Annotated in this window: 25 protein-coding genes; 6 read left to right on the top strand and 19 right to left on the bottom strand. The window is 55.2% G+C overall.

The genetic code is table 11. The features are described from left to right. The first annotated feature begins 274 nt into the window (after window positions 1-274). From GXP70_RS09845 to GXP70_RS09835, 3 genes are read left to right on the top strand one after another with little or no spacing between them, the layout of a single operon-like run. Window positions 275-499 carry a spore coat associated protein CotJA gene (locus GXP70_RS09845; RefSeq protein WP_162356273.1) on the top strand — a complete coding sequence of 75 codons (225 nt, stop codon included), beginning with the start codon at window positions 275-277 and terminating at the stop codon, window positions 497-499. Beyond that, complete coding sequence (locus tag GXP70_RS09840; protein ID WP_162356272.1) at window positions 496-756, top strand: spore coat protein CotJB; 261 nt, start codon at window positions 496-498, stop codon at window positions 754-756. The genes GXP70_RS09845 and GXP70_RS09840 overlap by 4 nt, the downstream gene beginning before the upstream one ends. A 27-nt stretch (window positions 757-783) precedes the next feature. Then, complete coding sequence (locus GXP70_RS09835; RefSeq protein ID WP_162356271.1) at window positions 784-1353, top strand: manganese catalase family protein; 570 nt, start codon at window positions 784-786, stop codon at window positions 1351-1353. Between the two features lie 12 nt (window positions 1354-1365). On the opposite strand, the gene GXP70_RS09830 is transcribed toward GXP70_RS09835, so the two are convergent. The 8 genes from GXP70_RS09830 to GXP70_RS09795 form a co-directional block, all read right to left on the bottom strand. Continuing rightward, window positions 1366-1935 (bottom strand): SF0329 family protein, encoded by a 570-nt coding sequence (locus GXP70_RS09830; protein ID WP_162356270.1) that lies wholly within the window; start codon window positions 1933-1935, stop codon window positions 1366-1368. Window positions 1936-2128: 193 nt separating this feature from the next. After that, window positions 2129-3313: a hypothetical protein gene (locus GXP70_RS09825; RefSeq protein WP_162356269.1), complete on the bottom strand. Its 1185-nt coding sequence runs from the start codon at window positions 3311-3313 to the stop codon at window positions 2129-2131. Between the two features lie 324 nt (window positions 3314-3637). Then, a complete protein-coding gene (gene sigK, locus GXP70_RS09820; protein ID WP_162356268.1) occupies window positions 3638-4339 on the bottom strand; it encodes an RNA polymerase sporulation sigma factor SigK in 702 nt (233 codons plus the stop codon). A 200-nt stretch (window positions 4340-4539) separates the two neighbouring features. After that, entirely contained in the window at window positions 4540-6240 is a 1701-nt protein-coding gene (locus GXP70_RS09815) for a hypothetical protein (protein ID WP_162356267.1), read from the bottom strand. Window positions 6241-6543: 303 nt separating this feature from the next. After that, complete coding sequence (locus GXP70_RS09810) at window positions 6544-7407, bottom strand: class I SAM-dependent methyltransferase (RefSeq protein ID WP_162356266.1); 864 nt, start codon at window positions 7405-7407, stop codon at window positions 6544-6546. 258 nt (window positions 7408-7665) lie between these two features. Beyond that, window positions 7666-9333 carry an apiosidase-like domain-containing protein gene (locus GXP70_RS09805; RefSeq protein WP_162356265.1) on the bottom strand — a complete coding sequence of 556 codons (1668 nt, stop codon included), beginning with the start codon at window positions 9331-9333 and terminating at the stop codon, window positions 7666-7668. A 340-nt stretch (window positions 9334-9673) separates the two neighbouring features. After that, window positions 9674-10510: a sugar phosphate isomerase/epimerase family protein gene (locus tag GXP70_RS09800; RefSeq protein WP_162356264.1), complete on the bottom strand. Its 837-nt coding sequence runs from the start codon at window positions 10508-10510 to the stop codon at window positions 9674-9676. Between the two features lie 13 nt (window positions 10511-10523). Further along, entirely contained in the window at window positions 10524-11717 is a 1194-nt protein-coding gene (locus GXP70_RS09795; RefSeq protein ID WP_162356263.1) for a Gfo/Idh/MocA family protein, read from the bottom strand. A gap of 129 nt (window positions 11718-11846) precedes the next feature. Here GXP70_RS09795 and GXP70_RS09790 point away from each other — a divergent pair, with 129 nt between their 5' ends. Further along, entirely contained in the window at window positions 11847-12701 is an 855-nt protein-coding gene (locus GXP70_RS09790; RefSeq protein ID WP_162356262.1) for an AraC family transcriptional regulator, read from the top strand. Between the two features lie 83 nt (window positions 12702-12784). On the opposite strand, the gene GXP70_RS09785 is transcribed toward GXP70_RS09790, so the two are convergent. The 8 genes from GXP70_RS09785 to GXP70_RS09750 all read right to left on the bottom strand — a co-directional run bounded on the left by GXP70_RS09785 (window position 12785) and on the right by GXP70_RS09750 (window position 16987). Next, entirely contained in the window at window positions 12785-13252 is a 468-nt protein-coding gene (locus tag GXP70_RS09785; RefSeq protein WP_162356261.1) for a GNAT family N-acetyltransferase, read from the bottom strand. A 16-nt stretch (window positions 13253-13268) separates the two neighbouring features. Continuing rightward, entirely contained in the window at window positions 13269-13733 is a 465-nt protein-coding gene (locus tag GXP70_RS09780) for an HAD family hydrolase (protein ID WP_162356260.1), read from the bottom strand. 15 nt (window positions 13734-13748) lie between these two features. Next, window positions 13749-13961: an HAD family hydrolase gene (locus GXP70_RS30280; RefSeq protein ID WP_162356259.1), complete on the bottom strand. Its 213-nt coding sequence runs from the start codon at window positions 13959-13961 to the stop codon at window positions 13749-13751. 59 nt (window positions 13962-14020) lie between these two features. Beyond that, window positions 14021-14683, bottom strand: coding sequence for a ribose-5-phosphate isomerase RpiA (gene rpiA / locus GXP70_RS09770; protein ID WP_162356258.1), 663 nt, complete (start codon window positions 14681-14683; stop codon window positions 14021-14023). Window positions 14684-14726: 43 nt separating this feature from the next. Next, the gene (locus tag GXP70_RS09765) at window positions 14727-15191 is read right to left on the bottom strand and encodes a GNAT family N-acetyltransferase (protein WP_162356257.1); all 465 of its coding nucleotides are present in this window, start codon (window positions 15189-15191) and stop codon (window positions 14727-14729) included. Between the two features lie 61 nt (window positions 15192-15252). Further along, window positions 15253-15843: a GNAT family N-acetyltransferase gene (locus tag GXP70_RS09760; RefSeq protein WP_162356256.1), complete on the bottom strand. Its 591-nt coding sequence runs from the start codon at window positions 15841-15843 to the stop codon at window positions 15253-15255. A gap of 50 nt (window positions 15844-15893) precedes the next feature. Next, window positions 15894-16457 (bottom strand): GNAT family N-acetyltransferase, encoded by a 564-nt coding sequence (locus tag GXP70_RS09755; RefSeq protein WP_162356255.1) that lies wholly within the window; start codon window positions 16455-16457, stop codon window positions 15894-15896. A gap of 14 nt (window positions 16458-16471) precedes the next feature. Then, complete coding sequence (locus GXP70_RS09750; RefSeq protein WP_162356254.1) at window positions 16472-16987, bottom strand: NUDIX hydrolase; 516 nt, start codon at window positions 16985-16987, stop codon at window positions 16472-16474. A 363-nt stretch (window positions 16988-17350) separates the two neighbouring features. Here GXP70_RS09750 and GXP70_RS09745 point away from each other — a divergent pair, with 363 nt between their 5' ends. Then, window positions 17351-18373, top strand: a complete 1023-nt coding sequence (locus GXP70_RS09745) for a LacI family DNA-binding transcriptional regulator (RefSeq protein ID WP_162356253.1) — start codon at window positions 17351-17353, stop codon at window positions 18371-18373. Window positions 18374-18523: 150 nt separating this feature from the next. Here the strand turns inward: GXP70_RS09745 and GXP70_RS09740 are convergent, their stop codons facing one another. Continuing rightward, window positions 18524-19567, bottom strand: coding sequence for a Gfo/Idh/MocA family protein (locus GXP70_RS09740; RefSeq protein WP_162356252.1), 1044 nt, complete (start codon window positions 19565-19567; stop codon window positions 18524-18526). After that, window positions 19564-20601, bottom strand: coding sequence for a zinc-dependent alcohol dehydrogenase family protein (locus tag GXP70_RS09735; protein WP_162356251.1), 1038 nt, complete (start codon window positions 20599-20601; stop codon window positions 19564-19566). Before GXP70_RS09735 ends, GXP70_RS09740 begins: the two co-directional genes overlap by 4 nt. A 447-nt stretch (window positions 20602-21048) precedes the next feature. Here GXP70_RS09735 and GXP70_RS09730 point away from each other — a divergent pair, with 447 nt between their 5' ends. Then, window positions 21049-22329, top strand: coding sequence for an ABC transporter substrate-binding protein (locus GXP70_RS09730; RefSeq protein ID WP_162356250.1), 1281 nt, complete (start codon window positions 21049-21051; stop codon window positions 22327-22329). A gap of 84 nt (window positions 22330-22413) precedes the next feature. On the opposite strand, the gene GXP70_RS09725 is transcribed toward GXP70_RS09730, so the two are convergent. Continuing rightward, window positions 22414-23559 carry a Gfo/Idh/MocA family protein gene (locus GXP70_RS09725; RefSeq protein ID WP_225442741.1) on the bottom strand — a complete coding sequence of 382 codons (1146 nt, stop codon included), beginning with the start codon at window positions 23557-23559 and terminating at the stop codon, window positions 22414-22416. Between the last annotated feature and the right edge of the window lie 4 nt (window positions 23560-23563).

Genomic DNA, 23563 nt, shown 5'->3' with positions numbered 1-23563 from the left:
CTTTCGGGGCAGCGAACGGACACAGGATCCGTTAATGTCCCCGAATGACAATCGAAAACAGGCTAATCAGGCCATATAACGGATCTCCTGTCCGCGAGCATACGCGCGATGTTGCCCCCCATTTGCAGTCGTCCGACGCATCCGACGCAGTTGAACCCCCCATTACACGCCTAAGCCGTCCTCTGAAAACGAATTCCGCGTGCTCTTGCAGCAGATTCAGTTCTTCGCTTGCAGGTGTATTAACTCGTAATCTTGGTCTAGGAGGTTCATAGGTATGAGCGATCATCGCAAACGCTGGAAACCCGCAGTCGGTAAAAACGATCCTTGCCCCGCTTTGGAAGTCAAAACGTACGAGACGCCTCCTAACTTGTATTTAGGCGTACAGGAGCCCGGACTCGAGCAATTCAAGCCTGCCGAGGCGCTCCGGAAAGGCACCCTGTGGCCTGCCCTGTTCGGGCCTTACGATTCCCCGTTCGGCAAGAAGGAGGATACAAGATGAAGCAGCCCACGATCAAGGCGATGAATCTGCTGGAAGAGCTGCAAGCCGTCGATTTCACGCTGACAGAGCTGAGACTGTACTTGCACACGCACCCGGACGACGCGGAAGCATTGGAGCAGTTCAACGAAATCGCGGAACAACGCATCCGTCTAAAAGAACAAGTCGAGGACGAATTCGGTACGCTCTGCCCGAGCGAGCCCTTCAAATCCGGCAAAGCGTCCGGCTGGGGCGAAGGGTTATGGCCTTGGCAGCTGTAACATCCATCCTTAAGGAGGCGTTCAAGCATGTTCGTATACGAGAAGAAGCTGCTCTACCCCGTGAAGGTGAGCAGCTGCAATCCGAAGCTTGCCAAATACTTGATCGAACAGTACGGCGGCGCCGACGGCGAGCTGGCAGCCGCGCTCCGCTACATGAACCAGCGCTACTCGATTCCGGACAAGGTGACCGGGTTATTGACGGACGTCGCGATGGAAGAATTCTCGCATCTTGAGATGATCGCCGCCATGGTATTCAAGCTGACCAAGGATGCGACGCCCGACCAGATTCGGGAAGCCGGGCTCGAGCCCCATTACGTCAATCACGGCAGCGCGCTCTATTACGAGAATGCCGGCGGCATCCCGTTCAACGCTTCCTATATCGCGGGCAAGGGCGATCCGATCGCCGATCTGTACGAGGATATCGCGGCGGAGGAGAAAGCGCGCGCGACCTATCAATACATTATCGATCTTAGCGACGATCCCGATCTCAATGACGGTCTCAAGTTTTTGCGCGAGCGCGAAATCGTGCACGGCCAGCGGTTTCGGGAAGCCGTCGAGATGCTAAAGGAAAACCGCGACGCGAGAAAAGTGTTCTAGCGTTCTCCGTTGTCAAAATGTACGCAGCCGCAGTTCATGAAAATACTGCACGACGGGATGCTTCGACTTGATCCTCTCGCGCATGTCCAGAATTCGTTTCTTCCCGACTCGCCTGTCCACCAGTGCGAGGATATTCAATAGGATATCGCGGCTCTCCAAGCTTTCCTCGATCGGAAGAGCGAGAAACTTGGTCGCTTCGACAGTGAAATTCGATTTGCTCAATGCCGACTGCGCGGACATCAGCTCCTTCGCGTAATCGGCTATTTTTCTGCCTCTTGCAATAACCTTCAGCCGCTCCTCCGGGACGTTCCCCTTGGTCTCTATTCGGACGGCTTCGATTTCGTCGATGCCGATCGGAACATGGATATCTGCATCATGCTTGATTTCGAGCTCCGACTGATACCATTTGACAGCTGTCGCTGCGTCGCTCATATTGAGCACGTTCTTCTTGTCTACGGCGATATAACAAAGCCCCGCTTTATCGGGCAAATACCGGTAGCCGGTTGCGCGGTATTCGACCCGCCCGATTAATGCCGGACAGAGAAAGCTTTCCAATCGTTGCTTCAATTTGCTCCAGGACATGCCATCCTCCTAAGTTCATCATGCCTATGACGGCAGTTATTCTCGTCTCCATCATACAATATCCGACATGCCCGGCGTCGGTAAACCGTAAAAAAGGCTTAATCAAAAAAGCCTACCCAAAGGTAGGCTAAAGTAATCAACTCTTTCTCACTGCATTGTTCAACCCCAAAGTCCAATCCTCCAGCCGAACTGGCTATAAATATTGTCGCCAAGCTTTCATTCTCTCAATTAATGCCTCTTTACTCTTTTGTGGCCGACGGTTAAATATAGCGCCATACCCTAATCTGCTTTCTAGATCGGATATTTTATTCAAACGATCATAATCTGCTGCTTTTATGTCATTTGCAAAAATGTATAAATCAATTGCTAGTTCATAAAGTTCGTTATCATCTCTTTCTTTTGCCTTCGATTCAATATGATTCCCCATGCTATCGTAAGCGTTGATGATTTTTTGATTTATCTCATCCTCTTCTCTCCAACCGTTTGCCTTCCGCCTTGCTTGATTCAGGTATTCTATCGCTTTTTCCAAGCATTCCATCGCTTTCTCATAACGAAATGGATTTTGAGTATTTTGATAAAATTCATAGAATGCTCTTGAAGCATATAATTCCCCTAAACCCTTTGCATCTGATACATTTAATACAGCCTGATCAAAAATTTCGAAAATATCATTCATGTCATCAGTTAATTCTATTTTTTCAATATAGTTTTTCGCATTTTTGGATGTGCCCTCAAGTTTTCGATTCAGTGTCTCAAGCTTTTTGTAATCTTCAATAGTCGATCGCACACTTTCAATGTAGATATCTACATCTTCTCCATGAGAACTGGCTTTCTTATAACTTTTTAATGCATTATGTAAAAAATCAAGGTTTTTTGTCTGTTCATACCATTCTTCGTAATACCGAGCTTGGTCATAAAAAATATTGCCTTTTTCTTCTGCCTCAACCGAAAACTCAAGTGCAATTTCTAATGTTTCGAAACACTCCGTAAATTTGTCTAAAAGGAATAATGCTTTTGCCTTTTCTTGATAGTTCCATGGTTTTGTCGGGTCTTTTGAAATCGTTTTATTTGTTACTTCAAGAGCACGATTAAAACACTCGACGTGTTTATTTAAATGATAAAAGTGGGTTTTCAAAATTCCGCCTTTTTTAATAAGAAAGTAATAGTCGTAATTACTTCTTTTCTTTAAAACTTGATCGCATGTGCTAAGCATATCCTCATAGCGATTTAACTGTTCCAAAAGATTTAATTTGGCTGTAACAGCTTCAAATAGATGATCGCTATGACCTTGATTGATCGCTTGATCGAAACAAATTAAAGCAGCATTGTACTTCCCTTCACTCTCTAGACCCTTACCTCTTTGTATCAGTTCAGACATTGTTCGCACTTCCTTTTATTTTTAATAAGGCACAGGAAACTCGAGAAACAATTCCATAGACAATTGCTTGATCCGGATTTTTCCATACACACTATGTAGTACAAATTCCCCACTCAATATATCACAGCCTCCTAAATTGTGACAATATTTTCACTTCAACTCCAAATAAAAACCACCCTCATGGACGATCAAAAAATCCGATACAAGAACGACCGACTACAGGAAAAGCGAAACGGCCTCAGTCCAATGGAATTCCGGACGAAGGCCGCTTTACTGTTCAACTTGACGAGGTGCAGTTCACTTACGAGCAACCACTTCTTACGCTCACTTCTTCGCCTTATAAAACTCATGGTACAGCTTCATCAGCGCCCGCTTCTCGATCCGCGACACGTACGAGCGCGAAATGCCGAGCTCCTTCGCGATCTCGCGCTGCGTCCGTTCCTCTCCGCCGGTGATCAGCCCGAAGCGGCCGATGACGACTTCCTTCTCCCGTTCGTCCAATATGTCAAGGTTCTTATAGATTTTGCTTTTTTCGATTTTCAGCTGCACCCGCTCCGCCACTTCGTCCGCTTCGGTGCCGAGGATATCGATGAGCGTTATTTCGTTGCCCTCTTTATCCGTTCCGATCGGATCATGCAGGGACACGTCCTTGCGGGTTTTCTTGAGCGACCTCAAGTGCATCAGGATCTCGTTCTCGATGCACCGAGCCGCGAACGTCGCCAGCTTCGTGCCTTTGCCGGTCTGGAAGCTTTCGATCGCTTTGATCAGCCCGATCGTGCCGATGGAGATCAGATCCTCCAGCCCTTCGCCCGTATTGTCGAATTTCTTCACGATATGGGCGACAAGTCTTAAGTTGTGCTCGATCAGCAAATTGCGGGACTGTTGATTCCCTTCCGCCATGAGCTGCAAATGCCGAAGCTCCTCTTCCTCTTGCAGCGGCTGGGGAAACGCATTGTTTTTGACATAGGAGACAAGAAGCGACAGCTGTTTGATGAACAATGCAATTGCGGCAAAAAAACCAGGCATACTACGGCCACCCCCAAGATGTAATGGCCGGGCAAGCACCGAAACCTCCCCGACTTTTCGAGACTGTTCTACATTCTATGTGGGTGAGCGCCTATTTGTGTTAGCCTGGCGGGCTTTTTTCGAATCTTTAACGTACGGATCGCGATTTCCGCTTGTTCAAGGGCAGGCCGAGGCGCACGGCTGCCGCGTTCCCTTCAACGTCACTTCAGCGGGATCGAATAGAAGATGCGGGTGCCGTTGCTGTCGGTATACCAGACTACCTTGCCGCCGCTCACGATCGGATTCGCTTCGGACAGCTTGAAATTCGGAAGCGTCTGGATGGCGCCCGCGGTATTCCCATTGCCGTCGACGTAGGCATATTTAACCGCTCCCGCATTGCCGGCCATATCGAATTCCTGCCACAGCACCATCAGCTTGTCGTCCGCAATCTTCACCAGCTTAGGAATGGAAGCGATCTTGTCGCTGCCAACGTACTTGGCGACGGTGAGCCGCTTCACCGCCGAAGCGGTCATGCTGTTCTTGGGCAATACGCACAGGACAATATCCCGCTGATCGACTGCCAGACCGACCATTTCATAGGAGGTGTAGGTTTGGACCAGCGCGTGGTTGACCGTGTTCATCGCCACGATGTAATTGGACGCGGACTGCTCGAAGCCTCCGACGGAGACGCCGGTGGCGTTGGCTCCGATTGAACCCGGGATCGTAAACAGGTCGACTGCGTCGTAGTTCTTGCCGTCGCCCTTCTGCAGCACAACCGAACGCGGATAGGCGTCGCCATGATCGATCAGGACATGCTCGCCGCCGTCGAATTGAACATACTGGTCGAAGGAATGGCTGACATGATTCGCTTGGAATCTGCCCAAATCGTTGGTGACGGCCATGTTGGACGTATTGACGATAATCGTAAGCTGGGACTGGTGGTTTAACCCGTCTTCCGTCGTATACCGGGTACGCGCCGTGTGGAAGACCAACGTATTGCCGTTCTCGGCGAATCGTCCGGAGCCGGCGTCAAACGGCACGATCGTATAGCTCTCTCCGCCTTTGACGGAGACGCTGTCGACCCGGTTCCAGCTCTTATCGTAGCGGACGATCCGGATGACTTCCTTGTCGTCGTTCTCTTCCCGGTTCTCCTGACCGAAGGCGAGATAATTATAGGCAGCGCCGCTGTAGAACCCGCCGAACAACGGCAGCTCGTTCTTGATCTTCTTCGCGGCAATTCGTCCATAGCCGGCGTTATAGGTCTCGATCGTCACCGCCGCGCCCGCTTCGATCGCGCTGATCGTCCCGTCGCCGTTGCTTACGGCATAGGACGTCACGGTGCTCCTCCATCTCGGAAAATAGCTCGATACTTCGTTGCCGCTTGCTCCGGTCTCCGTCTTGGCCCGGTAGGCGTTGTCAGGCGTTCGGGAGAACATGGAGATACGATCGGCTGCCGGATCGTAGGCGATCTCGAACGGGATTTTATCGGCCAAATCTCTCAGTTGAAAATATGTGTTGTTATCGACGGTATAGGCCACGATCGATTGCGGCTTGCCATTGATCAGCAATTTGGCCGTGGAGAGCGTGGCCATGTAAGTGCGGCCGCTGTAATAGTAGGTATCCCGTTCATTGCGCTCGGGCGTATACGGCTTGCCGGTCGTTATCTCGATCGCATGGCTTGTATGGTTCCAGGACAGCGCGAACTGGCTGGCCGTACCCGAGAAATATCGGGCGATATCGCGCAATTTGTAATAATTGCTGCCCGCAATATTGAATCCGTATCCGCTGTTCGGTTTCCCGTCGACATAGGTGCTGCTCCCCGTTACCGATGCTTTCACCGTATGCTGCTCGGCGAAGCTCACGCCGCCGAACAACGTTGTCGCGATCATCATCGCCAACCATAAACCCGTAATCCGTTTCACTCGCTCCATCCCCCATGATGTAAAGTATCGTGTAAGCTAATCCTCCGAAACGAACTGTCTACGAGGAATAAACATTCTATCAATCTAGAAGGAAGCCTACAACTTTTCCAGAATACAACATTCCAGACAGGGCTACAATCCCGATTCGACACAATATTTACCATACGCGATGCGGAGTAATGCTAAGGAATGATGCGGTACGACAGCGCTATCCAGGTCTTATGGGGGATGAGGCAGGAAGAAGTCCATGGCAAATTCGCCATGGTCCTTCGCTGTCGAGCTCTTATGGTCATGCCGCTTATCCTACCGCACGGTCCCGAACGTAATCTTCATGCCGGCCGCGTAAGCGGAGAACACCGAGGCGGTGAAGCGCTGCGCCAAGCGCTTCTCCGCTTCATATAGCCGTTCGGCGTCCTGAGCCGACATGCCGCGCTCGATCAATTGTCCGACGAACGGCTCGCGCTCGCCGGGATCGCCGAAGCGCATCGCCTCGAACAGCCGCGCCCGCGTTGCTTCGTCCGCGTTCGGATCATGCACATTGACTTTGTCGCTCACCCGGCACTGCACGTCGCGCAGTCCCAGGCAGCTGAAATAATGGGGCAGCTTCAGTCCGATATTGCCGTCCTTCTTCGTCCGGCGATAATCGCGCTCGTACAATTCTTGAAGCAGGCCGAGCGGCGTGACGTCCGATTGTTCGATGCCATCGTAGTAATAATTCGCCGCGTTGCCGATCCAGTGGGGCTCGAACGCGATCACTTTCCCGCCGCTCCGCACGCAGCCTGCCATCTTGCGCAGCAGCGCTTCCGGATCGGTCATATGCAGGAACACGGCATGGCAAATCGCGATATCGTATTCGCGCTCGAACGTCGCTTGCAGCACGTCGCCGACCGTAAACGAAGTCTTATAGGGCGAGCCTTCGAACAGCGCTTGCGCGTGCTCGATCAGCCCGCTGCCCATGTCCATGCCCGCGTACGATGAACCTTCGGGCAGGAGGGGCAGCAGCCTCGCTCCCATATGGCCGAAGCCGCAGCCGAAATCCATGATAGCCACGGGCTTGTCGATCTGCCAGACGCGTTCGACCAGAAACCGGATGTAATCGTCGTTGTAGTATAAGCTCTCCGACCGTTTCAAATATTCGATCTTACTGTCCCAATAATACGTCTCCATATCCAGCCTCCCGATTCGTTCTAGCGCCGCGGCCGCTATGCTAACCATACCGGAATGCCGAAAATAAGAGTAGACTGACGTTCGAAAAAATTATAGACTATTATGTATCTATGCCATTTGCACGTAACTCATCCTCTGTTGGATGCAATATAAGAGCCGCCGTCACTTATGACGGCGGCTCTCTTGTTGCCGGCCTGAATAGCAGGCCGCGCCGAGCTCCTCCTTCAAGGATGCTCCACGGCCTGCTCGGCATACAGCTTATTCGGTTTCGCTTCGTATCAGACGGAGCACGAAATCATCGTCGGGGGCATTCGTTGCTTCCGGGCACCGGAAGAGAACCGGCCGTTCCTCGGACAGGATGAGCTGCGGCTCGTAGAACCGGCCCGTTCTCGGGTTGTACCAGTTCATCTCGTAGCTTCCGGCCGGAAGCCGAAGCTCGAGATCTTGAGCCACGGGCGTGTACACGATATACAGTTCTCCTTCATCGGCCAGGCAGCATGCATCGCGCTGCCCGAGCGGGCTATTGTCCGGAGTCGTCCTCCACCACTCGCAGCTTTCGAAGAACGTTACGATATGGGCGAAGCCTTCGAGCATATGCATGGTGCCGTCTCCGCGGCCGTTGACCCAGCCGCCCTGTCCGTTGCCGGCGTATTCGCCGCTTGTCTGATAGCAGCCTGCCATGTAGATTTCCCAAGCTCTGCGCCGCAGCGTGTCGCCGCTTCGCATCGGATAGACTTTCCCTTCGCCCCATGCGGTCGGATAATGGTCCTCGTAGCCGAACTCTTCGTTCACCTGCGGAATGATGCGGCCCGTGCTCTGCTGCCGTTCTCGGTTGTGCAGCATGTATGCGTAACCGCCGCTTTCATCCCAGCTCTGGTAGACGGCGAAGTCCGCCCAGCCCGATCGGCCGAATTCGAAGGTTCCGTGTCCATGGCAGGTGACGAGATGGCCGTACGGATCGCAGGCTTTCAGATAATAGCCCATCCGTTCTACCCAGGCATGCGGCCGAATCAGCCGGTATTCGTTCGTTAGATCCCAGGTGATATTCGAGAAAGCCGCGAGCCGGGCTGCCGCATAGCGGAAATACCGCTGCTCGTCCTGCCCGCCCATCTGCAGCTTGCCGTATGGATCCGCTCCTTGGCGGTAAGCGTCCACGTACATGATAAGCGAGATGACGATATTCTGCCGGCGGGCATAGTCGATGATACGCTCGAGCTTGTTCCAATAGGCGATATCGAACCGCGTCACATCCCAGCCCGGATTCTCCGCGTCATCCGGACGCTCCGCCGCCCACGGGCCATAGCAGAACGTAAACGCCTCCGACTCGTACACCGGCTCGAACCAGGCCATCGCGTTGCGGACCCGGCTGGAGCTTAAGCCGATGCGAAGCCGGTTTACCCGATTCCGATGGAAGCGGTCAAGGATGCGCTTGATTTCGTCGTCTTCGCGAATGCCGGGCAAATGGTACGCCGTCATGCCGTTGTAGAAGTAATGCTCCCCCGTCCCTTCCCATACGAAATGAGAAGGAAACGCCTGATCTACCCGAAGGATTCCGCGATCGCCCGCATGCTTCGCTTCGAAGTATCCTTCATAGGACCAGGTCTTACCCTGGAATTTGAATGCAACGGTATAGCGGTATCGGCCCGCTGACCGCGGCATGAACCGGATGCGGAACAAGCTGCCGTCTTCCGAATCGCAAAACCCGTCAACCGGAATCAAGCGGTCTCGGTTCTCCGCAGTCCCTAGAAGACCGTCGGCCAGCCCGTGCGTAAAAGTAAACGGCGCTTCGTCTTCGCCGAACTGTCCGATCAGCTCGACTTCCGTGAACGGGTTACGGAATGCCGGATGTTCAACGTGGACGGCGACTTCATAGCGGTTATACATGTCAATCGTGCTTTCTGTTACCGGTTTAAACGAAATGTTCATTCCTCTGCTCCGTTTCTTGCGGCGTATTTGCCTTCTCCCTTATATTAGGGGAAAAACGCGGTTAGCCGTGTGCGAGTACTGGCCGATGCTGGATAGAAAATCGTTGGAAACCGGTACGCCTCACTCGATAGGCGCCATGCTTCCGCGGCCGCTATACCAACCATACCGGAATGCCGACCATAGTAGTAGACTGACGCTCAAAAAAAAAATCGTCTATTATGTATCCGGGGCCATTTGCGCGTAACTCATCCTCTGTTGGATGCAGCATAGAGAGCCGCCGTCACGTATGACGGCGGCTCTCTTGAGGTCAGTCGATTAGGCGGCTGCGCTTGTCAAGCTGTCAGGCACGCTGCTCCCATGTCATCCCGGACCGATCCAGCAGGCGCTTCAGCGCCCTTATCGCCGTTACGACGCGCTTCGGATTGCTGGCATGCGGCATGTAATCGCCCAAGTGCGGCTCCACGGACAGGAAGCCGTCGTAGCCGCGCTCCTTGAGCGCCGGCAGCAGCAGGTCAATCTGGCCGTCGCCCTCACCGGCCGGCATGAACCGTCTCGGCTGGAACGTCGCGTCCTTCACGTGAATATAGGACGTGTACGCCTGCAGCTTCGGATAAGCCTCCGCCATCGGCTTGACACCGTTGATGACGAAATTGCCGGGATCGAGCGCCAGTCGCAGCGCATCCGAGCCGCAGTGCTGCAGGATGTCCAGGCAGCGGTCGTCCTTCGCGCCGTACAAGTGGTCGTCATTCTCCAGAATGAGAATGACGCCGTTCTGCTCGGCCATGTCGGCGAGCTGCTTCATGCGCCGCAGTACCTCGTCCCGGCATTCGTCCAGGCTGGCGTTCTCCGGCAAGTAATAGGAGAAGACGCGGATATAGGGCGTTCCGAGCGCGTGCGCGGCCGCTATCGCTTTGCGCAAGCTCTCGAGCTGCGGCGCAAAATCGTCCTGCAGCGGATACTTGCCGATCGGCGACGCGATGGACGAGATGCCGAAGCCGCGCGCCCGGGTCATCTCGCGGATGCGGCCAAGCTCCTCTTCCGTCAGATCAAGGACGTTCTTGCCCCATACGCCTCGCAGCTCCATATACGAAAGTCCCTCTTGCTGCAGGACATCGAGCTGTTCTTCCAAATCATGCGAAATTTCATCAGCGAAGCAGGTCAGTTTCACGTTGGTCATGATGGCTCTCCCCTTATTTGGTCGTTCCGAACGAAGCGGACATGTCTTGGTTCGCATCCGGCTGCTGTACGGCTTTCTTCACATAGCTCGACGTGCGGATACGTTCTGCCAGCTCGGCCTGGAACGCATCGCCGTCGATCGGCACCGGCACGGGGCGCTGCTTGAACGAAGACAGCATGATGCCGTTCGCCAGCGTCAGCGACCCGAGCCCTTCCGGTCCTTCCGCGATCAGGTCGACCCGGTTGCCGAGCAGCCGCTGAACGAGCCGTTCCGTGACGACGTGGTGGCCGTTCGGCACATTCGTATCGACCGCGATTTCTTCCGGTACGATCTCCCATTCGGCGAAGCGCTGATCCGTCTCTTGCGAGAATTTCAGCATCGACTGCGGATACTTATAATAGAGCAGCTTGTTGTTTTCGAGAACGAGCTTGCCCAAGTCGCCGACGATCTCCATCCGGTTCGTGCCCGGCAGCTCCGCCGTCGTCACGATCAAGTGGCCGATCATGCCGGACGCATGCTCGAAATACGCCGTCACTTCATCCTCGACCTCGATGTCGTGGTACTTGCCGATATGCGCATGACCCGATATCGTCGCAGGCAAGCCGAACAGCCATTGATACATGTCCAGCGTATGCGGGCATTGATTGGTCAGGATGCCGCCGCCCTCGCCGGCCCATGTCGCGCGCCAGCCGCCGCTGTCGTAGTAGGCCTGCGAACGGAACCATTTGGTATGAATCCACGTCGCCCGCGACAGCTTGCCGAGCATGCCGCTTTCCATGATCGCCTTCAGCTTCGCGTAATAAGGCAGCGTCCGCTCCTGGAACATGATGGCGAATTGCAAGTCCGGCTTCCGCGCCTTCGCCGCTTCATGCGCTTCGATCATCGCCTTGGCGGCATTGACGTGTACGGCGATCGGTTTCTCGCACAGGACATGGATGCCCCGCTTGAACGCTTCGATCGCGATCGTCGGATGGTCGTAATGCGGCACGGCAATGATGACCACGTCGAGGCCTCCGCGATCCAGCATGTCGATCGCATCGTAATAGGCTGCCGCCCCGCAGTCCTTCGCCGTCGCGTCCGCTTTTCCCTTATCCGTATCGCACACGGCGACCAACGCCACATGCTCCATGCTGCGCAAATAATTGACGTGATGCTGTCCGATGCCGCCGATGCCGACCAGCCCGAACTTAATCGTACGCTCGCTCATTAGTACGCCTCCCGATGAATATGAATGAACACGCTTCCCTTTCATCCTATCGAAATGCATATACAACTTCCTTGACGAAATTGCGCTGAAAGTGGATAATATTGCTCAAAATTAAAGGAGGGCGGTACGATGCTCAGCAACTATCTTGCCCGGTTCGACGACCATGCGAACTTTCTTCATGCGACGCGTCAGCCGCCGTTCAATATTCACTTCCATCTGCACCGCGGCTGCGAAATCTTCTTCCTCATTCGGGGCGACGTCAATTATTTCGTGGACAAAGCCGTCTATCCGCTGCGAATCGGCGATCTGATCATTACGAACGAGCATGAAATCCATAAGCCCGCTCTGACGACGGACGCGCTGTACGAGCGCGTGACGATCGAATTCGATCCGGCGATGATCGCGTTGTTCCGTACGGAGCAGCTGGACCTGCTGGAATGCTTCTATGACCGGCCGATCGGCGAGCGCAACAAAGTCAGGCTAAACGAGCATGACCGTTCCGCGCTGGCGGAGCTGTTCGCCAAGTTCGACGACCTGCGGAAGCAGCCGGCTCCCGAATCGCTCGTCGTCAAGCTCGGCTGCCTGCTCGAAATCCTCGCGCTCGTGCATCGGTGCTATTATAAGCAGCAAGAGAAGGACATCGGTCTTGACCTGCCTTCGCAGCTTGCGCCCGTGCTCGCTTATCTCGACCGGCATTTGGCCGAGGACTTGTCGCTGGAGCGATTGGAGAGCTTGTTCTTCATCAGCAAATTCCATTTAAGCCGGCTGTTCAAGAAACATACCGGCAGCACGATCCACGAATACATTCTGTACAAGCGCATCGCCCTGGCCAAGGCCCTGCTCCGGGAAGGCCGCAGCGTGACCGAAGCCAGCATGGACGCGGGCTTCAACGATTATTCGGGGTTTCTCCGCATGTTCAAGAAGAAGGTCGGCCTGCTGCCCAGACAATACGCGAAGCAGCATCAGGCTTCATGGAACAAATAACGCATGCGCAGGATCGCCATGGACGAACGCGCTTGACAGCGAGGTTGTTGACGGCCATCACGCATCCTCAGCCATTTCCTCGCCTATTGCCCCCCGCAATCCATCCGCAGTCGAATCATATCCCGGCACGGGATACCGTCCTCGACGATTTCTTCATCGTAATGCCGCAAGAAGAAATCGCGATCGATACCGACGATTCTGAAGCCGCAGCGCTGGTACAGCTTCAGCTGATGCAAGCTTGAATTGCCTGTCCCGATGTCGATATGCGCGGCGCCTCGCCGCTTCGCTTCCTCGATCGCCCGTTCGATGAGCTGCTTGCCGATCCCCCTGCCCTGCATTTCCGGGCGGACGGCTACGTTGATGATTTCCACGGCGTCGGGAGCCGTGTCGATCAGGACGAACTCCCCGACGACTTCCGATCCGGCGCAAGCCAGGAAGCAGCTGCCTTCGCGCAAATAGGCTTCGACAAGCGCGCGCGACGGATCGGCCAGCAGCAGCAGCTCCATCGGCGCTTCGTCCGGAAGCTCCGCTAACCGAAACGTAATGTTCATGACAATACTCCCTTCGCTAGGGTGATTGCCGCTTGGGAAGCGGCGACTCTTCGGCCAATGCCGCAATAAGACCATGCAGCTCCGGAAGCTCGCGAATCCTGAGCGCCGGTCCTGCGGGCTCGCCAAGCGACGCGTCTTCTTTCCAGACGCCGCGCATTCCCGCGCGCATGCTCGCTTCCACATCGTTGGCGGGGTGGTCGCCGACGAATACCGCTTCATGCGGCCGGACGCCGAGCCGCTGCAGCGCCAGCTCGAAGATGCGGATATCCGGCTTCCGCAAGCCTTCGACTTCGGAGACGAGAATGGCATCGAAATACACTTCGATCCCGAGGCCGCGGATGCTGCCCATCTGAAAATCGCCGAACCCGTTCGTGATAACGCCCAGCTTGTACCCCTGGCGCTTGAACGTATCCAGCATCGCGATCATGCCGGAAAACCCGACGCAGTGCCGCTGGAACGAGCGGACATAGTCGTCCACCATCTCCTGCCAGTCCAGCTAAAGCCGATACTCTTCGATCAGCGTCCGGTATACGACGTCCTTCCAGACGTAGCCTTTCCGATCCAGCTCGACGAACCGCCGGATATACGCTTCTCGGCCCATGCCGCGAAGCGCCGGTACGCGCTCGAATTGTTGCGCCAGAAAAGCCGCAAGCGAGCGGTCGCGATCCAGCAGCGTTCCGTCCAAATCGAACAAAATCGCTTTCACCATCCGTGTCATCCCCGCTTCCGAATTTTGTTCTCGCTATCTTTTGTTTTCGCGATCGCTTGTCAGAGGTAACGGACTGAGCCGTCGGCACTGCCGACAATGACGGTCTTGGTCATGCCCACGAATAATCCGTGCTCCACGACGCCCGGGATCCGATGAAGCTTGCAGCCGAGCTCCGCGGCATCGTCGATTACGCCGAAGTCGCAGTCGACGATGAAATTGCCGTTGTCCGTCACGAAGGGCCGGCCGTCGACGGCCCGGAGCGCCGGCTCGCAGCCGAGCGCCCGCACTTGCTTCGTCGTCAGCTCGCAGGCGAACGGAACGATCTCCACAGGCAAGGCGAATGCCCCCAGCTTGCGGACCAGCTTCGACTCGTCGACGATGACGATGAAGGCGGTGCTGTTCGCCGCAAGGATTTTCTCCCTGAGCAGGGCGCCGCCTCCGCCCTTGATCAGATTACGCGCCTGGTCAACCTCGTCCGCGCCGTCGATCGTAACGTCGATGCCGTCGATCGCGGCGAACGGAACGATGGGAATGCCGAGCTGCTTCGCCAGCTCCTCCGATTGCTTCGAACTGGCTACCGCGCGGATATCCAGTCCTTCCTGCACGCGGGCGGCAATGCGATGAATCGCATAGTACGCCGTCGTGCCGGTTCCGAGTCCGACCGTCATGCCGGATTCGATATGCTCCGCGGCTTTCTCCGCCGCAGCTTGTTTCGCATTCATGGTGATCACCTTCGTCGTTATGGCGTAATTGCATGCTTCCTTGTTAACTACCCGCGTGCTCCGATTCATTCTGCCCCAGGTTCGTGCGTGCAGCAGCGTCTTGCGGCGCCCGCCGCATGAACCGCCCTTCGATCTGCTCGAAGCCGTACCGCTCGTACAGGCCATGGGCGTCCCGCGTACCGAGCAAGCCCGCGACGCCTTCATATTCCGGCGCGTTCACAATGGCCTCGATCAATCTTTTCCCCAGCCCTCGCCCTTGATAAGCTTCCAGTATAAACACATCGCACAAATAAAATACCGTCGCCCAGTCCGTCACGATACGGGCGAAACCGACTTGCCGTCCCTCCTCGTACACCCCGTAACAGACCGAATTGGCGATCGATTTCAATATCCGCTCTTCTGGCCGCTTGTTCGCCCAGTAGCTTCTCGACAAGTAATCCACGATCACGGCATGATCAAGCTTGTCCTTGTTATCCGAAATGACGAACGTATCGAATGCAATTTCCATATTCCGTGCTCCTTCTTCTGCCTTGTGATGTTCGAGCGGAGCGCCCCGTGCGCGCGCAAACTTACTGCCCGGACGGCCGGTCCAATCGAAGCCGGTCCCGGATAAGCGGCATGGCCTGCTCATAGTCGTTCCGATATTGTCCGAAGCTGGTCGACGGCTCGATAATGAAGCCTGCCTGCAAATACAAGCCAATCGCCGCGCAGCTCCATGTCTGCGTATGCAAATAAACTTGCCGGTCCCCTTCGAGCTGCGCCAGCGTCAGCAGGCATTGCCGGATAAGCGCTTTGCCGAGGCCGAGCCCCTGGAAGCCAGGCTTCACGGCAAGCCAGTGGAGCGAAGCGACCCGCCGCGGCCCGGATTCGTTCCACCAAGCTGTCACCGTCCCCGCGTATTCGCCTTCCGGACTGCGAACGAACAGGGTGCGTTCGCGCACCTGCTCCCGATGCGGCAAATATTCCTGCTCGAAATACCGGCGCGCCTCGTCGGCCTCGTCGAACTCCCCCACCGATGCTTCGATGTCGGCCCATTGCGCTTCATCGCCTTCCGCGAATGCCGCGAATGAATACCCCTCGGGCAGCACGGGCGGCGGAACGGGCAGCGAACCGTCTCTTGTCATAATGATATCGTAATACGGAAGCGTTTTGTCCAGCATGCCTTTCCTCCTTATTTAGGCGGCCGCTGCCTTGGACCGGGCTAGCCGAGTCAGCGGTCTCGTTTCAGCCTCGCGAACAGAACGGCATCCACGAACCGCCCTTTCTCGAAGAAATAGTCCCGCAGCAAGCCTTCCTCGCACAGCCCTGCTTTCTCCAGCACGTTTCTCGAACCCGCGTTGTCCTGGTCGATGAAAGCTTGAATGCGGTTAAGCCCCATGCGATCGAATCCGTAAGGTATGATCGCGGCAAGCGCCTCGCTCATGATGCCTTGCCGCCAGCAGGCAGGCGTCAACTCATACCCGATTTCCGCTCTGCCGTGCTCCTTCGACCAGCCGTGGTAGCCGCATGTCCCGATAATCCGGTCATCGGATTTCAAAGCGATTCCCCAGCGGATGCCTGCCTGCCGCTCGAACCGGGCGCTCCAACGCTCGATCAGCTCCTCCGCCTGCCGAAGCTCCGTGAAGCTCTCCAAATCGTAATATTTCGTCACTTCATCCAGCCTGAAATAATCGAAAATCTCGGGTGCATCCGCAAGCGTCAACTGCCTCAGCACGAGAGTTCGGTTGTTAATCGTGGAAAAGTCTGCATGGGCAGCCCCTCTTTTCTTGTTCATGAAAGTCTATGCTTTCAGCGGCGTCCTTCGCCTCGCAAATCCAACAAGCCCAGCTCCCGCAGATAGAACTTGATGCCCGCGCGGTCGACGCTCGAGAATTGCAGCGGATCGTCCCGGAACATCGCCGCCAGCTCGCGAACGGCAATCCAGCGGATAGCGCGCGTTTCATCGCCCTCGGCAAGCAGCTCGCCTTCCGCTTTGCACCTGAAATACACGCCGACCGAATCGATCGATCCCTTGGTCGTCTGGTAAGCCGCGAACGGACGGATAACTTCAACCTCGAAAGCCGGATCGATGCCGACCGTATCCACGCGCGTCTCGCTCCCTTCGATCTCGTATACATCCAGCCCGGTCTCTTCCTTCACTTCGCGGATAAGCGCCTGCGTCAACGATTCGTATAGCTCAAGCCGGCCGCCGGGCAGTTCCATTTTATGGTCGGAATCGGATTTCGCGCGCTTCTGAATGACGATCTCGGTTTCATTCCCGGCATGGGTACGTACAACGAAGGCTCTTGCATTAACGAAGAACATTTCGATCTCCTCCTTGAATCCTGCGTCTCAAGTCTCGCATCCAGCATCCATCGCCAGCCCGCTTAAGCTGACAGCCTCGGCATCCTTATTTGGTAGTATATACCACGGCCCGGCCGTTCGCACGACGAAATTCGCAGCATCCGGCAGACGCTTCTGCTCGGTTTGCCGTCTTTCCCTTCATGGTGCCGCCCGAAGCACGGCCGATGCAGCTTCCGCCGGGTCTGAACATATAGCCCAGAAGAGCATCGCCCAAGGATCGTCAAAGGATTGCTAAGTGGTTGCCTAAATGCTATCTTGAAAATATGAACGTTCATGTAGCGGTCGGTAAGCTGCTTATGATCCAGCTATGCAAGGAGTGGAAGAGTGTTAGGTAGAAAAGTGACACTTAAGGATATCGCGAATCGAGCGGGGCTGTCCGTTAATACGATCTCCAGGGCGCTTAAGGATAAAGACGATATCGCTCCGGCTACCCGGCAGGCGATTAAGACGATAGCCAAAGAAATGGGGTACGTCGGAAACTCCGCCGCAGGCTCCCTGCGTTCCGGGCATTCAAGAACGATCGCCGTGATTGTAAGCGACGTTGCCAATCCCCACTTCGGCATTCTGGTGAAGGATATCGAGAATACGGCCAGGAAGCATAATTACACGATTTTCGTGATCAACACCGAGGAGAATAATGAATTAGAAGAGCGAGCCATTCAAATCGCGATCAGCAAGAACGTCGACGGCATCCTTATTTGTCCTGCGCAATACAGCGCCGAGAATATGCATCTAATGAAGAGAAACGGCATACCGTTCGTACTCGTCGGCAGACGGTTTGTGGATGAGCCGGCGTTCGATTACGTCATCTGCGACGATGAGAAGGGCGGTTATCTGGCTGCGAAGCATTTGCTGGACCAGGGCCATACCAGAATTTTGTTTTTGAATGCGCCGCAACGGATCTCTAGCGCCCAAGAACGCTATCGCGGCTATATGCGAGCACACGAAGAAGCCGGCTTGTCCGTTGACCCCGCGCTCACGAAAGAAATCGGCATTCGAACGGGGGATGCGAAGGAAAAGGTTGAAACGATGGTTGAACGCAGCGAACCCTTTACCGGCATTTTCGCATTCAACGACGTAATTGCTTGGGAAGCGATGTATGCCCTTCAATTGAGAGGCTGCAAGATACCCGAGGAATATGCCATCATCGGATTCGATAACATCCATTCCAGAATGTTCGTTCCGTTCCCCCTCTCATCGATCAGCAGCTCCCAAGGAGAGATGGCACGCCGCGCGGTTGAAATTCTGCTTCATAAAATCAACCGGCCCGATGAAGAACACTCGTTTAAGGAAGTTATCGACACCGCCGTAATTTCGCGTGCAGCCGCAAACGGAGCTCACGGTTAATTAATGGACATCATCGACTACGGCATAATGACTTCCGACATAATGGCTTACGACATAAACAGTTGGAACTGAAAACGATCCTAAAGACTGTGCAATATGCAGTCATTAGGATCGTTTCTGCTTCTCATCAACTATTTTGCGGACTCGTTCTTACGTTGCGCCGGACACCTTGACGCGCTTCCCGCTCTCGAACGACCGTATCGCGGCATCCGCGATTAACAATGCGCGTAATCCCGAATGCGCATGGATCGGCGGCTGCCCGCCTTCTCGAAGCGCGCCGAGCAAATCATCGATATGCTTATCGAATGTCCGATGGAACTCCCGGTCGACGTCGTTGAAGTAACCGGCCTCCCAGGTTTCGCCGATCTCGTTGCCCGTCGAATGGAACGTGTATCGCTTCACGGTATCGTGGATAACGGAACGGCCCGACGTGCCGTCGATTTCCACGCGATGCGTGTCGGGGTAGGCGTAAGAGGAATCATAGGTTCCGATGACGCTGCCCACCGCTCCGTTCTCGAATCGAAGCGCGAGGGAGAGCGTCCGATACCCGCCGCCCGTCTTGTCCGTCATTTCCGCCATGACGGATTCGATCGGTCCGCATAGATGCTCCAGCATGTCGAAGCCGTGGCATTGGGTTTCGATGAGATTGGCATGCGGATGGCTGCCCCCTCCTTCGCCGCCAAAACGCCATGACGCGAACGTAAGCTCGCCAAGTCTTCCGGAACGAATCGCCTCGCAGGCAAGCTGCACGGGTTTCGCGTAGCGATGGTTAAAATTGATGGCAAAAAACAAGCTGCGCTTGGCGGCTTCATTCAGGAGAATATCCGCTTCCTTCGGATCGAACACCAACGGCTTCTCGACAAGCAGCGGGAAACCGGCCTGAATGACTTCCAATGTAGCTTCGAAATGCCCCTGGTTCGGCAGGCATAAGCTCACCAAATCCGGCGTTTCTTCGTTTAACATTTCGGCAATCGAGGTATATGGCTTCGCTCCGTACTCGCTAGCTTTGTCCGCTGTCCGCTTACCGTCGCGTCCGACAATCGCGCAGAAGTCCACGTCGGGACGCGTCGCGAAAATACGCGCATGCTGGAGCCCCCAGCTCCCCGCATGTTTAAATCCATCGGATAATCCGCGGCCGTTCGAGGAACCGCCCGCCCCGATCAATGCCACCTTCAGTTTCTTGGCCGCGCTCATTGTTCGATCACGACTTTCCCGGTATCGCCTTGGAAGAACAGCTCATAGGCTTCCTGAATTCGATCGATGCCGAAGCGATGCGTAATGATCTGCCGCAAGTACGGCAGATGCTGCAGCAGCAGCGGATGATTCTCCGCGATCTCTTGATATTGGAAGTACTCGCTGCCGAGCACGCTATGTTCGGGCGCGATCAAATCGCTCGACACCTTGAGGTTCAACTCTTGACCGTGTCCGACGCAGACAAGCGCCCCTCGACGGGCAAGCACTTCCAGCGCGCCATGGCGTCCGGCCGTTTTACCGCTTGTATCGATCGCCGCGTCAACATCCGAATAACCGGCATCCTCCAGGGCTTTCTTGATGGTTTGATTCGCTAGGTTTACCGGGATCGCTCCCATCTTCTCGGCCAGCTCGAGTCGATAGGGAACAAAATCCGTGATGAAGACCGGCATATGAAAGCCCAGCAGAATCTTCGCCATGGCCAGAACGCCAAGGCCGATCGGACCTGCGCCGACGACGAGCACGGACTGAATGTCTTGATGAACGAGCCGCGCGCGCTTGATGGCATGCCCCCCGGTGCCCATAATATCGAGCAGCATCGTGGCTTCGGTGAACGGAATCACCCCGTCAATAGCGAAGAACACGTTTTCGTTAACGACCATGTACGGATTATATCCGCCGTGATGCGAGAAGCCGTAATCGGCTCTTTTGCGCAAGCACTGATTCGTGAAGCCTTGCAGACAACTCCGGCACGCTCCGCAGAAATCCATAAGAAACACGACGCCGGGCGTTCCGATCGCAGTATGCGTTCCAGGTCCCGCCGCAGCCACGATACCGGACGCTTCATGGCCGGGAGTCACGGAGCTTCCATCGTAGAACTGGCCGCGATCGGAGCCGCACAGCGCATTAGCCTTCACCTGTATAAGAAGCTGGCCTTCGCCGGGAACAGGCACGGACATCTCGCCGTATTCGATCTTGCCATTGCCTTTGAAGACAGGAATAGCCATCGTTTGTCGTCCTTGAATGATACCGTTCATCTTGGAATGCCTCCTTGTAGATCGCCCGCTCTTCCGCTCGCATGCTCGTCTGCGGGACGACTTCTCGATTCCCTTAACCGTACTCCTGAAGCGGATTTGCAATGTCGCCGATAAATGACCGTTAGCACATTAACGATAATGTAAAAGGCCAAAAAAATATCCGCGGTAATAAACGTTATTACAATCCATTAACGTTAATGCGGATGCACAATAAGGGTAACATTAACGAAAATGGGTGTCAATTAAAAGTTTGCCAGCGTTTCCATTTCAGTCTCCCCTCCCCCGCAGCCCCTTTATCAACCGCCATGCTCCGGCATTATTCCATGAATGACGAACAAGATCAGATGATTGCCCCCTACATCATGGCGGATTTATACTATATTATGGAAATAGAGGAAGAAATCATGAAGATGCGAGGTGGTATCGCCTGTGAGAAGAGGCGCCCTATTGATCACGACAATCGCGCTTGCGGCCGCGCTGGTCGCGTGCAATAACGAGATTCAATCGGACGGGACGGGGCAGCAAGCGGCATCGGGAGACCCTGCAACGAAAGTGCCCATTTCGTTCGCTGCGCTTGGCGGATTGCCGCAGCAAATGCAGGACGATCTGATTGATCATTTTCCGAATTATGACATTACTTTCTCAGCTCTTAATTTGAATGGACTGAAAGGCCATGCGATAGACGATACATTCCCGGACTTGGTATTGGATGTCGATCATCTTGCTACGCCGAATGAGATTTGGGAGCAAGTCCGACTTGATTTAACCGACTTTATTCATGCGCAAGAGATGGATCTCAATTTGTTCGATCCGGGCCTCGTCGAGGGCGTTAATGCGCATGACAACGAAGAGGGGCATATCTATCAATTGCCGCTTAGCCGAACCTTCAGCGCGCTCTACTATAACAAGAACGTATTCGACGCAATGAAAATCCGTTATCCTGAAGACGGCATGACGTGGAAGGACGTTGCCGAATTGAATAAGCAATTCGCCGGAACGAGCTATATCGGATTTACGCCGTACACGAGCGATATAACCCTCTTGAATATGATGGACGAATACGGCTTGCATTTCCTGGATGCGACAACGGATTTGTCGACCGTGCTCAGTCCGCAGTGGACGGAGCTGGCGACGCTGTTCCGCGACCTGATCGCGCCTGCCGCAGCTAGCCAGGTGACAGAGGGCAATAATCCGTCGGCCGCACGATCGCTGTTTGCGTATAGCGGCAGCATCGCCATGGCGGTTGGAGACGGGATCGATCTGTTGTCGGAAGGGGCAAAAGGCGGGCAGAATCTCGACCTTGTCAGCTTCCCGACCGTAGACGAGGGAACCAAGCTCGGACCGTTCCAGCTGTCGACTACGTTATACATATCGTCGACGTCCAAGCATGCGAAGGAGGCGTTCCGGATGATCGCGTATTTGTTATCGGAGGAGAGACAGCTGGAATACGCGAAAGCAGGGATCGGCCCTGTCATACGCACGCCCGACACGATGGAACAATTCGGCGCGGCGGTCACCGGGACATCCGGTAAGAACGTGCAGGCGTTCTTCAAGAACGCCTCCCGGCCGAGTCCGGAGGCCAGCGCTTACGAGAATGTAGCTTTACAAGTAGCGGTGCAGCAAATTCCGGGTCTGGCGAATCCTAATGTAAGCGTGGATGATTTCCTGAAGCAGCTGAACGGCATGATCAACAGCGCCGTCCAAGACAGCAAGGCGAATCGGTCTTAAAGATAGAAGCTGACGCGGTCCACGTTCATTTGACGGGCCACAACAAAGAGGGCGCATCCGCCCTCTTTTCTGTCCTCTCCCCATCTAACCTTTCACGCCATTCGCGCCATTCGCGCCATTCGCGATTTCCGCCAGCGTCACCGGCCGATTCTCTCTCATCGACAGGTAGGCCCCGAACACCATCTGCATCGTCTCCAGATTATCCGCTACGCTGTTCTCCGGTTCGCGTTCTTCTTCGACGGCGCGCATCAGCTCGCCCATCGTCCCCATGAACGCATGCGGAAACCATTTGCCATGCAGGCGCGGCGTAAACCAGTAATCCTCGTGAATCGCCTTCGCGTGGAAGCTCAGCGTATCCTCGCGGCCGACCGGGTAATTGTACAACGAGCCGTTCGTGCCTTTGACGATGCCTTCCGTTCCCTCGAACCTGTAGGTGGCGAACCAATCGTCCTCGCCGGCGATATGGTTATGATTGTCGTGAATGAGCCCGCGCGCCTCGCCCGGAAACTTGACATGCAGCAAGGTGCGCGTCTCGCCGATCGTGCGCTGGCCCGGGAAACGGGCGCCGTCCGCGTAGACGTACTCCGGCGTGCCGAACAGAAACCGGATCGCATCCATGTAATGAATGCTGTGGTACATGAATTCCAGCGTCGGCATTTCACGCAGCCAGCCCCAATTGGCAAACTCCTGCTTCACGTTCACCTGGATCGTCGCCTGCAGCAATTCGCCCAGCCAGCCGCGCCGGATGATCGTGCGGCTGGCCCGAATGCTCGGGGACCAGCGCATTTGCTGGTTGACCGCGCCTTTGATGCCGTGCTTCGCGCAAGCCTCGGCAATGCGCACCGCTTCCCCGTACGATTCCGCAAGCGGCTTCTGGCACAGCATATGCTTGCCCGCCGCGGCTGCCCGCTCCGCGATGTCCGGCTGAACCCTCGCCGGCACGGCCAAGTCGACGATACGCACGTCGGCGTCCAGCAGCAGCTCGTCGAGCTCGCGGTATACTTTCGCAATGCCGAACTTCGCCGCCAGCCGCTCCGCCCGCTCGCGGTTCAAGTCGAAAATCCCGACGACGCGCAAGCCGCCCATTTGATAAGCCGGCAGATGGCAGGCTTCCACGATTTCGCCCGCGCCGATGATGCCGATGCCGATTTCTTTGTTTTGCGGCAGGGCCGGACGATAGTCCAGATCAAGCCAATCGTTCATTAACGCACTATTCATTAACGCACTCACGCCG

The sequence above is a fragment of the Paenibacillus lycopersici genome, from assembly GCF_010119935.1.
In the GTDB taxonomy this organism is placed as follows: domain Bacteria; phylum Bacillota; class Bacilli; order Paenibacillales; family Paenibacillaceae; genus Paenibacillus_Z; species Paenibacillus_Z lycopersici.
The sequence above is the reverse complement of the archived record's forward strand: the minus strand, read 5'-3'. Positions and strand labels throughout refer to the sequence as shown.